General features: G+C 59.3%; 13 protein-coding genes. All 13 read right to left on the reverse strand.

The genetic code is table 11. The annotated features are described in order from the left end of the window. Positions 1-14: 14 nt before the first annotated feature. Positions 15-1,316: a lipopolysaccharide biosynthesis protein gene (locus tag RNA01_RS19625; RefSeq protein WP_147181857.1), complete on the reverse strand. Its 1,302-nt coding sequence runs from the start codon at positions 1,314-1,316 to the stop codon at positions 15-17. A 322-nt stretch (positions 1,317-1,638) separates the two neighbouring features. Then, the gene (locus RNA01_RS19630; protein WP_170253563.1) at positions 1,639-3,240 is read right to left on the reverse strand and encodes a GMC family oxidoreductase; all 1,602 of its coding nucleotides are present in this window, start codon (positions 3,238-3,240) and stop codon (positions 1,639-1,641) included. Between the two features lie 68 nt (positions 3,241-3,308). Continuing rightward, on the reverse strand, positions 3,309-4,112 hold the full coding sequence (locus RNA01_RS19635; RefSeq protein WP_147181859.1) for an ABC transporter ATP-binding protein: 804 nt from the start codon (positions 4,110-4,112) through the stop codon (positions 3,309-3,311). A 14-nt stretch (positions 4,113-4,126) separates the two neighbouring features. Beyond that, positions 4,127-4,927, reverse strand: coding sequence for an ABC transporter permease (locus RNA01_RS19640; RefSeq protein ID WP_235916788.1), 801 nt, complete (start codon positions 4,925-4,927; stop codon positions 4,127-4,129). 125 nt (positions 4,928-5,052) lie between these two features. Beyond that, positions 5,053-6,036 (reverse strand): ABC transporter substrate-binding protein, encoded by a 984-nt coding sequence (locus RNA01_RS19645; protein ID WP_235916790.1) that lies wholly within the window; start codon positions 6,034-6,036, stop codon positions 5,053-5,055. A gap of 221 nt (positions 6,037-6,257) precedes the next feature. Beyond that, a complete protein-coding gene (locus tag RNA01_RS19650; protein ID WP_147181861.1) occupies positions 6,258-7,202 on the reverse strand; it encodes a LysR substrate-binding domain-containing protein in 945 nt (314 codons plus the stop codon). 24 nt (positions 7,203-7,226) lie between these two features. Beyond that, positions 7,227-8,717 carry an aldehyde dehydrogenase gene (locus RNA01_RS19655; protein WP_147181903.1) on the reverse strand — a complete coding sequence of 497 codons (1,491 nt, stop codon included), beginning with the start codon at positions 8,715-8,717 and terminating at the stop codon, positions 7,227-7,229. A 21-nt stretch (positions 8,718-8,738) separates the two neighbouring features. Continuing rightward, the gene (locus tag RNA01_RS19660) at positions 8,739-9,413 is read right to left on the reverse strand and encodes a DUF1028 domain-containing protein (RefSeq protein WP_147181862.1); all 675 of its coding nucleotides are present in this window, start codon (positions 9,411-9,413) and stop codon (positions 8,739-8,741) included. Positions 9,414-9,419: 6 nt separating this feature from the next. Next, positions 9,420-9,833 (reverse strand): RidA family protein, encoded by a 414-nt coding sequence (locus tag RNA01_RS19665; RefSeq protein ID WP_147181863.1) that lies wholly within the window; start codon positions 9,831-9,833, stop codon positions 9,420-9,422. Positions 9,834-9,954: 121 nt separating this feature from the next. Further along, positions 9,955-11,226, reverse strand: coding sequence for a flavin-containing monooxygenase (locus RNA01_RS19670; protein WP_147181864.1), 1,272 nt, complete (start codon positions 11,224-11,226; stop codon positions 9,955-9,957). Positions 11,227-11,414: 188 nt separating this feature from the next. Continuing rightward, positions 11,415-12,572 (reverse strand): acetylornithine deacetylase, encoded by a 1,158-nt coding sequence (gene argE / locus RNA01_RS19675; RefSeq protein WP_147181865.1) that lies wholly within the window; start codon positions 12,570-12,572, stop codon positions 11,415-11,417. 7 nt (positions 12,573-12,579) lie between these two features. Next, entirely contained in the window at positions 12,580-12,948 is a 369-nt protein-coding gene (locus tag RNA01_RS19680) for a cupin domain-containing protein (RefSeq protein WP_147181866.1), read from the reverse strand. 9 nt (positions 12,949-12,957) lie between these two features. Further along, positions 12,958-15,069 carry an oxidoreductase gene (locus tag RNA01_RS19685; protein ID WP_147181867.1) on the reverse strand — a complete coding sequence of 704 codons (2,112 nt, stop codon included), beginning with the start codon at positions 15,067-15,069 and terminating at the stop codon, positions 12,958-12,960. Between the last annotated feature and the right edge of the window lie 85 nt (positions 15,070-15,154).

The following is a 15,154-nucleotide window of genomic DNA, read 5'->3' on the forward strand; positions in this document are numbered from 1 at the left end:
CCCGGAGGATCCCTTCAGCGGTTGCTGACATCACTCCTGGGCTGAGGCTTGAAAAGCAGGATCGTCATCCAGGTCAAAAGGGTGAGCGCGGTTTGTAGGATAAGGCGAAAGTATGCCGCTCCGACCAGACCACCATAGCCTATGCCGATCCAGACAACGGGAACAAGCGCCAGACTAGAGATGATCAGCAGTGCCATGCGCACTCTTTGATGGCCGAGTGCCCGCAAGAGATCGGCACCAATTCCGGACAACCCCATCAAGAGCGGATAAAAAGCAAGCGCTTTGACGATTTCCGGCGTGCCGTTGAAATCCGCGCCTAGAACCCGCGGAATGTAATCCGCTATAATGAACAAGCCGGCAGCGACCGGCAAGGCCAGCCCGACGGCGATGGGCAGCAGTTTTACGCCGAAGGCAAGGCTGCTGTTTCGTCCCCCGGCAGCATGCCGAAAATGCCGTGTGTAGGTTGCATAGAGAAATGCTCTGACCGGAGCGGACGCCGCATCGACGATGCGGAAGCCGGCCGCATATTGTCCGCCTGCCTCCGCTCCAAGCGTGTGCATGATAACCGGCTTGTCCAGATCCTTCATACTCCCGACGGACAGAAACTCCAGGCAATAGAGGCTCGCCAGTCCCAGGTCCTTGCGCACGATGGTAAAAACAGGTCTACCGAGATCGCGCAGCACCATTGCCACCGCAACACTGGCGGAAAGCGCGCCAGCTGCGAAATACCACCAGGCCCAGGTCGACACCGTTAGCCCCCCAAAGAAAGCCGCAACCGCGAGGAAGCCGAGTTTGGACAGCATCATCATTACGTTGATCGCAAGCTGCTTGTTGGCTCTGTCGAAGGCCATATAAGCTTGAGCCGCAAGCACGTTCAGGCGCGTGAATATGAGATCCGTCAAAATGATGACAACAAGCGGCAGCAGACCAATTGCATCACCAACGATCTGGCGCAGCACAACGACGGTAGGAATTGCCACAAGCGGGAACGTTACCGCCATCATGATCAGCGCATGGCCGAAGTAGACCGGAAAAAGCTGGGGATCGACGGCAACACGGTGCACAAGCAGGTATTCGCTACCGACCCCAATGAGGATGACAGCGATCACTGAAACGCTGGTTATGGTGACGAACACACCATAGCCTTCAGCCCCCAGCGTTCGGGAAATCAACATGAAGAAGCCGAGCTGAATAACAAGCTGGAGACCAAAATTGATCGTGTAGGAGAACGTATTGACGACGAGCGAATGCCGGCTGGCATTCAGGAAAAAGGTGACCACCTTCGCAAGGCGACGTTCATCTTTGGTGGAGGGCATAAGATCATCCGTTCAGTCGCGAACAATAGCTGGCTGAGCCAGCCATGTCCCTCGCATGCGATCGCAATTGTCGCACGATCGGCCTTCGGCTTCGTTAATAGTAATCGCCAATGAGAACCGACCCCGCTTTTGGGGATGATATTCGCAACGAAACCCGCCCATCCTTGAAGCGCAAGCTTATATTTCAGCGCAGTCTGATGACTTTAGCAAGCGTCGGCGTGATAGAGGTTGCCCTGTGTGGGTATGCCAAACGTCAAAATCGCCCCGCCTTTGGACCAGGTAGCGATTGAGATGCGCTTTTGATTGGCTGCCGGCGCCGAGTTCAGCCGTGAACAATCATCTTCGCCGCCTTTTCGCCGATCATCATCGACGGCGCGTTGGTATTGCCGCCAATCAGCGTCGGCATGACAGACGCGTCTGCGACACGCAGATTCGCAATCCCCCTCACCTTGAGGCTTGATGGATCGACCACCGCCATCGGGTCCTTTCCCATTTTGGCTGTGCCGACCGGGTGATAAACCGTCAGCGCTTCGGCGCGCAGATAGGCCAGGATTTCATCGTCACTGCCGACATCCGGGCCTGGCAGAATTTCCGGCCCACGGATCTCGCTGAAGACCGGGGACGCCAAGACCGAACGCGCGACTTTGATCCCTTCGACGAGTGTCAGCGCATCCCGCTCGTCACTGAAGAAACGGTGGTCTATCCTGACATTGCGATGGCCACCATTGGCTTCGAGCGTCAGTTCGCCGATACTTTTGGGGCGCAGCACACAGGTATGCACGGCGTAGCCATGGCCATATTCGACCAGCCGACCGCGATGACTGCGATAGCCAGGCACGAAATGGAACTGGATATCCGGGACATCGCCTGCATATTTCGTCTTCGCAAAACCGCCAGCCTCGACGTAATTGGTCGAAAGCATGCCCTTGCGACGGATGAAATACTGAAATGGTGCGGCAAGCATGGATGGCAGGTTTTGAACGGACAATCCGAGCGTCTTGCTGCTGGCCGATCGCACGGTGATCATCCCATCGATATGGTCGCGCAAGTTCTTGCCGACGCCGGGCAGGTCAAGCAGCGGCGTCACACCGACGTCGGCGAGTTCGCCGGCCGGGCCAATACCGGAGGCCAGCAGAATACGCGGAGAACCGATGGCGCCGGCACTAAGAATCGTTTCGCCGCGGCAGCCAAGCCTCTTCACCCCGCCATCCATCAGCACGTTGACGCCGGCAACCCGACCGTCAGCCACCGACAGATCGAGCACTTCGGCATTTGTGAGAACGGTGAGGTTCGAGCGGCTGCGGATCGGTTTGACGAAGGCGGTATAGGCCGAGAACCGTTCGCCGCGGTCCTGGGTGACATTGTAGACGCCGAGGCCCAACTGGCTGGCCGCGTTGAAATCGTCGTTTTCCGGCAGTCCTACGCTTTTGCCGGCCTCCACCCACATTTTCGAGACCGTATTCGGATCCCGCGGATTGTCAACCAGCAGTTCTCCGTCAAAGCCATGATAGTCCGGGTCCTGCGACAACATGTTCCGTTCGAGAGACCTGAAGACGGGCAGAACATCCGCATAGGACCAGCCGGAACAACCGAGTTCAGCCCATTCATCATAGTCCTGTGCGGCGCCACGGATATAGACCATGGAATTGATCGTGCTGGAGCCGCCCAGCGCCTTGCCGCGATTGACCGGGATTTTCCGATTGTTCAGACCCGGTTGCGGAACGCCCATATAGCCGTAGTCATACTGCCGATTGCCGTAGAGCGACAAGATACCGGCGGGCACCCGCACGCGAATACTGTTATCGCTGCCACCACCTTCGATCAGGCAGACACTGGTTTGCGGGTTGGCGCTCAGCCGGTTTGCCAAAACGCAACCGGCAGAACCGGCGCCGATGACAATATAGTCGAATTCCGCGTTTTCCACACTCTCACCTCGTACTCTCCGGCTATCGCGAATGGCCGCCAGTCAGCGGCAGGCATGACTACGGATGTTCAGTGATCGTCGTCATCGTCGTTTTTCAGCAGTTCCAGAATCTCGCGTTTCATCGCGATAAAATCCGGTTCCATCACCAGGTCCATGTTGCGTGGGCGCGCGATGTTGACCGGGATTACCTTCTTGATCTGCCCCGGACGGCCGGACATCACCAGCACTCGGTCCGCGAGCAAGATCGCCTCGTCGATATCGTGGGTGACGAAAAGCACGGTCTTTTTGGAATGCTCCCAGACCTTGAGCAAGAGCTTCTGCATGCTGTGGCGGGTCTGGCTGTCGAGCGCGCCGAAGGGCTCGTCCATCAGCAGAACTTCTGGATCATTGGCCAGCGCGCGGGCGATCGCCACGCGCTGCTTCATCCCGCCGGAAAGCTGCGACGGATAATGATTGGCAAATTTTGCCAGGCCGACCTCAGTCAGGAAATGATCGACGATATCCTTGCGCTGGGCCGGGGCTATACCCTTGCGCTTCGGTCCGTATTCGACGTTCTGGGCAACGGTCAGCCAAGGAAACAGCGTATAGGCCTGGAAGACCATTCCGCGATCCGGGCCCGGCTCAACGACGGGCTTGCCACCAACGGTGATCATGCCGCCGGAACGGTCTTCAAGGCCCGCGATCAGATAGAGCAGGCTTGACTTGCCGCAGCCCGAGGGACCGACGATGACGCAGAATTCATTGCGCTCGACATGAAAGGAAATTCCATCCAGCGCCAGCACGGCGTTGTCGCCTTTGCCATATTGCAGCACGACCTTGTCGATGCTGATATCTGAGCTGATGGGATTGGTGGAGATTTTGGCGGCAGACATGAAATGCGCAATCCTCAGTTGGCCCAGGGGGCGGAAAAGCGGCGGACGATCCGGAACAACTGGTCAGTAAACAGGCCAAGAATGCCGATCATCGCGATCGCCATGAAGATCACATCGACCTGGAAACCGCGCATGGCCTTCAGCGAGATGTAGCCAAGACCACTGCGAGCGGCGACAAGTTCCGCCACCACGAGGTAGGTCCAGGCCCAGCCCATCGTCACGCGGAGCACATCAAGCACATTCGGCAGGGTGGCCGGAAAGACGATGTGCATGACCGTGTCGACGCGGCGGGTGCCCAGCGTGTAGGCGGCGTTGACCAGGTCGCGCGGGACGTTGCGGGCGCTGTCGGCGATCATCACCAATTGCTGGAAGAAGATGCCGAAAATGATGACGGCGACCCGTTGCTCGATGCCGATACCGATCCACAGGATGAAGAGCGGCACGAAGGAGGTTACCGGCAGATAGCGGATGAAATTGACCAGCGGATCGAGAAAAGCCTGAACGATCCGATAGGTGCCCATCGTGAGCCCGAGCGGGACAGCAACGAGGCTCGACACGATGAAACCGATCAATACCACCTGAACGCTGGCGAGTACGTGGACCCACAGAGTGCCGTCAGCGGCCATCTTGTAGGTCGTCGCCAGCACGGACTGAGGCGTTGGAAGGAACATTTCCTTCACCACGCCGGAATAGGTGAGGCCAAACCAACCGCCGATGACCAGCACCCAGACGAGAATGCTCAATGTGGCAGCGAGGCTGCGGGGAATCGGCCTGAATGGCGTGCGGATTGTTTTGAAGAGGGAATTGTCGCTCAAGACTTGCTCCGTTCCTTCACCCGAAAGTGGCGGGCGACAAGGAAAGATCATCGGTATGGGGACGGCCGCCATGCGTTCCGCCGGCAAAGGAGAAGGCGCCGCCCACGGCGCCTTCAGCCATGATGCTATTTCATGTCGAGGAATTGCGTATCAACAAGGTCACCATACTTGATATCCATCTTGAGCTTGCCGAAACCGCCCCAGATTTCGCTGCCAAGCTTGATCAGCTTGCCGGCCTCGCCCTCGTCGCCGCCGGCGAAGAATTCGGCGTTCCGGTCCTTGCCATAGAAATTCACGCCAGCGGCCGAAGACGCGAACTCCTTGGGATCCTCGAGCCAACCGCCAACACCCTTGGCCATGACTTCATAGGCCTTGTCCTGGTTTTCCTTGATGAACTCATTGGCCTTGTAGAGACCAGCGACCAGAGCGGCGACATCCTTGGGATTTTTCTCGATGTAATCACAGTTCAAGGCCACGACGTCGACGATAGCGCCCGGTGTCTTGGAGCTATCGATCAGCACCTGGCCCTTGTCAGCCTGCTTGGCGAGCGTCAGGTGCGGTTCCCAAGTAACGGCAACGGGGATGCGGTCGGCCATGAAGGCGGCAGCGGCATCATCGGCTGTCATATTGGTGATCTTGACGTCGGCCTCAGTCATGCCGGCCTGCCTCAGCAGGATGTTGAACCAGAACTGCGAGACAGAACCCTCGTTCATGGCAACTTCCATGCCTTTGATGCCGGTGAGGTCCTTGACGCCCTTCGGCGCCAGAACGCCGTCGCCGCCATGGCTGTCGTCGAGAGCGTAAACCGACTTGAAGCAGACATCCGCTGAGCGGTACTTCATGATCTCGTCGATCGTCGAGGCATTGCCATCCAACTGGCCGGCCGCAACGGCTGCCATGTACATCGAGGATTCCTCGATGATCTCGAGTTCGACGTCAAGGCCACCTTCCTTGAAATAACCCATGTCGCGGGCGAGAAAGAGGGGGCCATAGCCGACCCAGGTGGTCATGCCGAGCTTCATTGAGCCGGCTTGCGCGGTCGAGGCAGAGGCGGCAAGCATGGCGACACCGGCGGCCAGAGCAGCTTTACGAAGCTTTGAAAATGTCATTGTCATCGCGTTCCCTTATCTATTCTTGAGATGGCCTCTATGGGCATCCTGTCCGAAATTTCGCATGGGGCGGCGCCCGCCTGAAGGCTTCGCACCCTTTTGCCGATCAGCCTTGTGGCCTGACGGTAAAACAAAGCACGCTTCATTCGTCGGAAAAACAATCATTTTCGGTGATTTTGCTTAGGCTGAAACTAAGCAGTATTGAGACAGTCTCCCAATTCCTAACGACGTTTCTGCGCCATGTTCGGCGCGATCATGCCGGGGATATAGGCATCTGATATGAAGGACCGCGCGTGATTGGAAAACGCAGCCAGCATGCGCGATTTGCGAAGCGATTTCAGCGTCGCAAGACCAATCGTCATCGGGCGGTGATCGCCCGACAGCCGAACCCGCGTGACCTTGCGCCCGTCCAGCGCGGTATCGGAGCGGGGCGTCACATTGGCAAGCGTATAGCCATAACCATTGGCGACCATCGTTCGGATCACATCAGGATGCGACAACCGAAAGGCTATATTGGGTTGCAGCCCATCCTTCATGAAGAGCGCCATGAAATATTCGCTGGACAATGGCAGATCGAGAAAGACCATCGGCAGTTCCGCCAGTTCAGGCAAGGTCACAGCCGACTGGCGCGCTAAGGGATGGGTTTCACCGACGAGAGCATGAACAGGCAGGTCGACGAGCGGTGTGAATTCAACGTCATCCGGGATCTGCAAGTCATATGTCACCGCAACGTCGATATTCGCCCGCCGCAAGCCGTTGAGTAGGAATTCCTGGTGATCGGCCTGAGGGCGGATCGTGGTCCTCGGAAAAGCCGAAGTAAAAGAGAGCGCCAGTTCAGGGAGGATCATCGGTGCCAGTGTCGTCAGGCATCCGACATTCAACTGACCGCGCACCTCCTCGCTCGCCTCGGAGGCGACCCCGTAGAGCGATTCCGCCTGTTCGACCAACCGTTTGGCCTCCAGCAGCATCGTGCGGCCGGCCGGCGTTAACGACAAACCCTGCGCGTGATGACGGACGAAGAGCTGGACATCCAGCTCCTGTTCGAGCTGCGAGATTGCCGTCGAGATCGACGGTTGGGAAATGTTGATGCGCTCCGAGGCCTGGGTAATGCTGCCGGTCGTTCCGGCGGCAATGAAATACTCGAGCTGTCTTAGCGTAAAGCGCATACGATCGGGTCCTATTTGCGGACCCTAATATTTGATCCAAGTCGTCTTGAGTCCACTAAATTTGTCGAAGGCATGCAAGGACAGATCCCGACCTATCCCCGATTGCTTGAAACCGCCGAACGGCGTCATCGGCGAGAGCGCGTCGACAGTGTTGACCGAAACCGTACCCACTCGCAACTTTTCCGAAAGTCGGTGCGCACGCGACAGCTTCGATGTCCAGACCGACGCGGCCAATCCGTACATGCTGTCATTGGCCCGGAACACGGCTTCCTCCTCGTTATCGAAAGTCGAAACAGCCAGAACCGGCCCGAAGATCTCCTCCCGCGACAGGCGGTCGTCAGCATCCACATCAGCAAAGATCGTCGGCTGGATGAAGCAACCATTGCCATCGATGCTGATCCGCTCGCCACCACAGACAAGCCGGCTGGTCTTTTTGCCATGATCGACAAAAGACATGACGCGGCGGGTCTGTGCTTCATCGACAATGGCCCCCATGGTCGATCGCGGATCAAGCGGGTTTCCGGCCACGTAACGGGCGGCGCGCTCGACCATTTTTTCCAGAAAAGCCTTGGCGATCGGGTGCTCGACCAGCAGCCGCGAATTGGCTGAGCAGATCTGCCCCTGATTGAAGAAAATGCCGAAAGCCGCCATGTCGGCCGCGGCATCCAGATCCTCGCAATCGGCAAAGATCAGGTTGGGACTCTTGCCGCCGCATTCCAGCCAGACCTGCTTCATGTTCGACTGGGCGGAATAGCCAAGGAAATATTTGCCCACCAGCGTCGAGCCTGTAAATGTGATGCAATCCACGTCTGCATGCAGACCAAGCGCCTTGCCGGCCACTTCGCCATAGCCCGGGACGACATTCAGCACGCCTTCCGGCAGACCGGCTTCGATGGCGAGTTCGGCCAGCCGAAGCGCCGACAACGGCGATTGTTCCGCCGGTTTCAGGACAACGCTATTGCCCATGGCAAGCGCCGGCGCACATTTCCAAGTGGCCATATCGAGCGGAAAGTTCCATGGCACGACCGCGCCAACGACACCAAGCGGTTCCCGGCGAACAATGGCAAGATTGCCGGGCCCGGTGGGTGCTACCTCATCATAGATCTTGTCGATCGCCTCGGCATACCACTGGAAGATCGCCGCCGAGCCCGGCACATCGACGGTGGCTGCGTCCATCACCAGCTTGCCCATATCGAGACTGTCAAGCAGTGCCAGTTCGGTCATATGGGCGCGAATGAGATCGGCAAGTTTCAACAGCACGGCCTTGCGCTCGGCCGGAGACTTGCCTGACCAGCGGCCATCCTCGAAGGCCGCACGAGCGGAACGCACGGCAAGGTCGATATCGGCGTCCCCGCAAGCGGCAACCCGGGTCAAAACGACTCCGGTTGCTGGATTGACGCAGTCGAAGGTCTCACCCGACTGCGCCTCAATCGGTTTTCCATCGATAAACGCCTTGTCGCGCAACCGGATCGACGCGGCTTCCTTTTTCCAGTCGTGCTTGGCCAGTTCCACCATCATCAATCTTCCTTGCAATCGTCAAAGGTCGCCGGGCACGCCATAACTTGGTGCCGCCGTCGGATCGAGGGCGCGGGTCACATAGTCCTCAAGCTGAGGTTCATAGAGCGCCCAAAGGTCTTCGAGGGCGCCGATCGGATCATCTTCCGCCCAGTCGATGCGCAGGTCAGCGATCGGCCAGGAGACATCGCGCACAATGTAGAGGCCGGCCGAATGGATCGGGCCCGCCTCCCCGCCGGCGGCAACGCCGGCATGCATGGCGCTAAGAAGACGATCGCCAAGGCTACCCTTGGCCATCCCGAAGGCTGCGACCATCGCTGCCGGAACGCCATCGTTGGCAAGCAGGTTTCCGGCAGCAGCGCAGTCCTTGCCCGTCGCCACCGCGTGGATCCCGAGCGTGTGTTCGCCTGAATGGATCGCGGCCCTGCCCTGCCCGTCAAGCAGCACGACCTGGCGCCAGGGTGCTGCCGGATAGTCCGCCAGCAATCCCGCAAGCGCCGCCTCGGCGTTCATGCCGCCGGCCAGAAGATCCAGCCCCTTGGGACCGAGCGAGGGATCGGTGATATTTTGCGTCGCAACGACGCCTGCGCCGGCCCGCGCATGGGCGCAGCGTGCGGCAACGGCAGGCGACGAAGAGGAGATCGCGATCCCCATAGCGCCCGTCTCAGGGCACCGAGCGGAAATGGAGAAGGTCATGATGCGTCACTCCGGAATGACGGCGGTGACGTCGATCTCGACCAGCCACTCCGGACGGGCCAGCGCCGACACAACGATCCCGGTCGAGACCGGGAAAACGCCCTTTAGCCACTTGCCAACAACGCGATAGACCGTCTCTCGATAGCGCGGATCAACGAGGTAGATGGTGATCTTGGTGATGTGGTCGAGCTGCGAACCGGCTTCACCCAGCAGCATCTTGATGTTGTACATCGCCTGCTCGGCCTGGGCTTCGACATCCCCGACACCGACATTTTCCGAGGTATCGAGGTTTTGGCCGATTTGGCCGCGCACGAAAACGATGCTCCCTCTGGCGACAACGACCTGGCACAGATCATTGTCCAGCTTCTGTTCTGGATAGGTGTCTTTGGTATTGAACGGGCGGATGCGTGTATGGGCCATCTGGCTCTCCGTTTGTGTGGTTTTCAGGACCGAAAAAAAAGAAGTGTGGTCAAGGATTGTGGGGGGATTTGGATAGGGACACCACTTGAGCTGACCCGCCCTCGCCCGCCCTTAAACCCGCTCACGCATTTTCGGTCTCGCGTTGCCTGGAGCTCGAATAGGCCAGATAATTTCGCTGCTTGGCGATGTGGTCCGCCAGATATTTGGCATCATACCAAACACCCCAGATAAAAGAGGATCCACGCCGCGTCTGCCAGGGCAAGCCGAGGAAATAGACCCCCGGCTCAGCAGAAATGCCGCGCTGGTGTTTAGGTGCACCGTTTTCGTCAAAGGCGTCGACCTTGAGCCAGCTATAATCGACGGAAAAGCCTGTCGCCCAGATGATCGTGGTTATCCCCGCACTGACCAGATCGAGTGCAAGTATCGGATCGGTCACGCATTGCGGGTCCGGATCGATCTTGCGGGCCGCGGGTTCCTGCGGAAGATCAAGACCGTTGCGGGCAATATAGGCATCGGCCTCATCCAGCACCGACAGGTAATTGGCATCCCCTTGCGCAATGTTGCTCGCGAGATCCGGCGCGAAATGCATCACACCATCCTTGAACGTCTCCGCCCTTCCAAGCAGCATCATGCCCTGCGCCGCCAGGCGCCGGAAGTCGACCGTCTGCCCGCCATGAGCGCCGCTGACCGCGATTGTCGTATGCTCCGAACCAGGCATGGCCTCAGCATCCCATTTGTTCAGAACTCCCAGCCACCAGACAAAGTCACGGCCACGATAGCTCCGCGGCGGACGGTCGTGCGGCCCGACTGAGAGATAGACGCGCCGTCCGACCCGCAACAGTTCATCGGCGATTTGCGTCCCCGAAGATCCCGCCCCAACCACCAGCACCGCACCTTCAGACAACTGATCCGGATTGCGATAGGCGGACGAGTGCATCTGCGTAGCCACCACACCTTCGGGAACGATGGCCGGGATGACGGGATGCTGGAAAGCTCCGGTGGCGGAAACGATATAGCTGGCTTCGATCACACCGTCCGATGTCTCGACACGAAAGCCCGGACCATCCGCATTTCGGCGCACCGACTTCACCTCCACGCCGCAGCGGATGGGGGCGGAGATCATGTCTGCGTAGGCGACGAAATAATCGGCAACCTTTTCCTTCGCGACAAAGGCATCAGGATCGACGTCGGGAAATTCCATGCCTGGGAAACGGTCATGCCAGGCCGGACCATTCGCAACCAGCGAGTCCCAGCGTTCCGAGCGCCAGCGTTCGGCGATCCGGTGGCGCTCCAGCACGAGGTGAGGCACGCCGCACTTGCCAAGATGCTCGCTCATTGCCAGTCCGGCCTGCCCTCCGCCAACAATAAGTGCTTCCACTTTCTCAACTGACATTTCCGGATCCTTCTCTGGCACTCTGGCTAATTCGGCGGATGCAACGACACATCTGGCGGCATTGTTGGCAGCCGCGGCAGCTTTAAGAAATTATTTGTTTTGGAAAGTCTGCTTTTGCTTTTCCGAACCTGCAGTCTTGGAGATCCGCTCAAGCTGACTTCGGCGCCTATTGGCCCTTTTGAGAAAACTCAGGCCGCAAGCCCCTCAGTCAGGCGAGCCAGCATGACACGGCAGGCGTCGATCTGCGCGCGTTCGACATATTCGTCGGCCTTGTGCCCCTGATCCATGCTGCCCGGTCCGCAAACCACAGCCGGCACATCCAGCGCAGAGGAAAACAGTCCGCCTTCGGTGCCGAAGGCGACCTTGATGCTACGGTTGGAGCCTGCCAGCGCGAGGGCTTGTGCCAACGCCGCCTCGTTGGAAGATATGGCCAGCCCCGGATAATCGTTGATGACCTCGATTGCGATACCGGTCGACGGGAACCGCTGCCGTGCCCCCCGCGACAAGGTCTCCGCCTTTTCAAACAGCCGGTCGAGCAACCGCTTTGGATTGTCGGCGGCAATATTGCGGATCTCGAAATCGAGCAGGCAGTGTTCCGGCACGATATTGAGCGCCGTACCGCCCCTGATCACCCCTGCATGAATAGTGGTATAGGGAATGTCATAGTCGTCGTCGCGCGGCCCATGATCAGCAAGGTCCGATTGCAGCAGGCGCAACTCGGCGAGAAAATCCGCCGCCAAGTGAATGGCGTTGAGTCCCGTCGGCGCCAGAGCTGAATGGGCAGCGGCGCCGCAGCAGGAAGCGCGCGCCGCAAGCTTCCCCTTGTGTCCGGACGCGACCTGCATGGACGTGGGCTCGCCGATCAGCACCCAGTCCGGGCAAAGTCCAGCTTTGGAGAGTTCCGCCAGCATGGGACGCACTCCGACGCAGCCGATCTCCTCGTCATAGGAAAGCGCCAGATGCAGTGGCCGGATGAGTGGCCTAGACTTCGCCGCCAACAAAGCCTCGATCGCGCAGGCCACGAAACCCTTCATGTCGGTCGTGCCGCGACCATGGAGACGGCCATCCAGATCGGTGAGGCGAAAGGGATCGTGGGTCCAGTCCTGTCCGTCGACCGGCACCACATCGGTATGCCCCGAGAGCACAATGCCCCCCGGCCCCTCCGGTCCAACCGTCGCAAACAGTGACGCCCGGTCGCCGCTATCCGAGGGAAACAACCGGCTTTCGATTCCAGCATCCGCCAGCAGAGCAGAAACATACCGAATGAGGTCGATATTACCGTCGCGGCTGACGGATGGAAACGCGATCAGGCGGTCGAGGATGTCAAAGGCAGGGACATGGGACATTGCGCGATCACAGGTCGACCGTGGTCGCCAGATAGCTCTTGCGGATCATTGGCGAACGGATATTCCAGAGTACGGCGGTTCCCTTGGCGATGATCCAGCTGTCACCGGGGCCATAGACCACAGTTTCGCCGGACTGCTCGTCAGTGATTGCAAGTTCGCCATCGAGCAGTGTCGCATGTTCATGGAACGGATAGGTGACCCGGTATTTGCCCTTGGTGGCACTGTAGAGACCGCCCGAAACCGGCGTATCGAAACTGCCGAACAGCAGTTTTCCGGCAACCAAAATCGGACCGTCGACCGTGGTCGCGCCGATATCCTCCGGCGAACCCCAAGGATCCAGCGCGATACGGTCCATATCCAGTTTGAAAGGCAGCATGATGTTTCCTCAGTCGAGTGGCAGGAGTTCGGTGATTTCGCGTTTGAACGGCAGGGCGCCCTCGACCAGCGGCTCGCCGTCGAGTTCCTCAGCATAGCGGCGGCCAGCATAGGTCGCATGAGCAATGGTTGCCGGCGCCAGCGCATCGCCGAAGGCGGTCACGCTCTCGATGCCCGCGTCCGCCCATTCCGCCTGCCGCGCCCGCAGATCGAGGAACAGGTCCTCGTTTGGCAGCCGCGCGGTGACCAGCACAACGGCGTCAGTCGCGATCCGCTCCTGTCGGCCGGTAAAGGTGCAAGACAGAACCGTTTCGCCGACGCCAATCGCGTCAAGCGCGGTGAAGCTCCGGATCGTCACACCCTTTTCGAGAAGCCGTTTCTGGATGAAGTGCTGCTCCATTGTATTGCGGGTCCAGGTCGAGGCTTCGGAAGCCGGCGTGACATAAACCGTATCATAGCCCTTCTCGGCCATCAGTTCGGCCATCACGCCGCCCATGTAATAATGATCGTCATCCCAGATGAGCACGCGTTTGCCGGAAGGCATGCGTCCGTCCATGATGTCGCCGGGACTGAGCACCTGCGCGCCGTCGGAAATCGGCATCGCGACCGTGTGATGATGACCGACGCCATCCTTGCGCCAGGTCGAGCCTGTCGCGATGGCAACGCGCGGAATGCCGAAGGCGAGAACGTCATCGGCGGTCAGCCGGCTGTCGAAATAGGTCTCGACATTGGCCAGTTGATGGAGCTGCAGCTTGCGGTAATCGGCCACCCGGACCCAGGCGGAAAGCCCCGGCAGCTTGGCTTCCTTGAGAACCCGGCCGCCAAGCTCGGTGCCAACCTCGGCCAGTGTCACGGAATAGCCGCGCTTTCCAAGGGTCTGGGCCGCCTCCAGCCCGGCGGGGCCGCCGCCGACGATCAGCACCGGCTTGGCGGACTTCGCCTTGCGCACCTTCTCCGGATGCCAGCCCTTGCGCCATTCCTCGGCCATAGTCGGGTTCTGGGTACAGCGGATCGGCGACATGGTGAAGTCACCGGAAACACAGATGTTGCAGCCGATACATTCGCGGATATCGTCGAAACGACCTTCCTCGATCTTCTTGGGCAGGAAGGGATCGGCAATCGAAGGGCGGGCCGCGCCGATCATGTCGAGAATGCCCTTGTTGACGAGACTCACCATGCGGTCCACGGAGGTATAGCGTCCGACACCAACCACCGGCTTTGAGGTCAGCCGCTTGACGCCCATGATGAAGGGCTCCTGTGCACCTTCCTCCGCGAAGCGCGAGGTGCGACTGTCGTTTTCCCAGCCAGCCAGCGTCACATCCCAGAGATCCGGCAGATCAGCCATCAGCCCGATCATGTCCTCGACCTCTTCCTTGTAGAGGCCGCCCTCGCCCATCAGTTCGTCAACCGAGATGCGGATCGGCACGGCGCACGTGTCGCCGACCGCCGCTTTGGTCTCTTCGGTGATTTCCCGCAAGAGCCGGATGCGGTTCTCGATCCCGCCGCCATATTCATCGGTGCGCTGGTTGTAGCGGCGTGACAGGAAGTGGTGCAGAAAGCCTAGTGAATGGGCGGCATAGACATAGATGAGGTCGAAGCCGCAACGCTTGGCGCGCTTCACCGCCTCCAGATGCCATTTGCGCACATTGCGGATGTCCTCAGCATCCATGCGCCGCGCCTGAACCGGGTCATAGGTGAAGGTCGCAACCGGCAGATGCGCCGGTCCCATCGGCACCTCGCGGGAATAGAGATTGGGGCCATTCATGCCGTTATAGGCAAGCTCGATACCAGCAAGCGCCCCGCCCTCATGGATCTTGTCGACCATGCGCGAAAGCGCGGGAATATCGCGCTCGTCCCAAAGGCGAAGCTCTATGAATGGGGTAATCTCTGACGAGTAGTGAAACTCGACCTGCTCGGTGCAGACGACTGCCCAACCACCTTCGGCCTTGACGCCTCGCATATGGGCAAGCGCCGTCGGGTCCCGATAACCCATGCCGTTGCAATGCGGCACCTGATAGAACCGGTTGCGGGCCGTGACCGGGCCGATCTTCACCGGCTCGAACAACACATCGTAGCGGCTCGGCCGCTTTTGCGGCGCCCCCCAGTTCACCCAGTCGCTCATGCCAGCTTCCTTTCACCAGTCGGGCAACACTAGAGAAACATGAACTTAGGAAAAACAACAATTTAAATTCGCGTAGCTTCGAAAA

Origin of the sequence: Paenirhizobium naphthalenivorans, assembly GCF_007992095.1 — a bacterium.
GTDB lineage: Bacteria > Pseudomonadota > Alphaproteobacteria > Rhizobiales > Rhizobiaceae > Allorhizobium > Allorhizobium naphthalenivorans.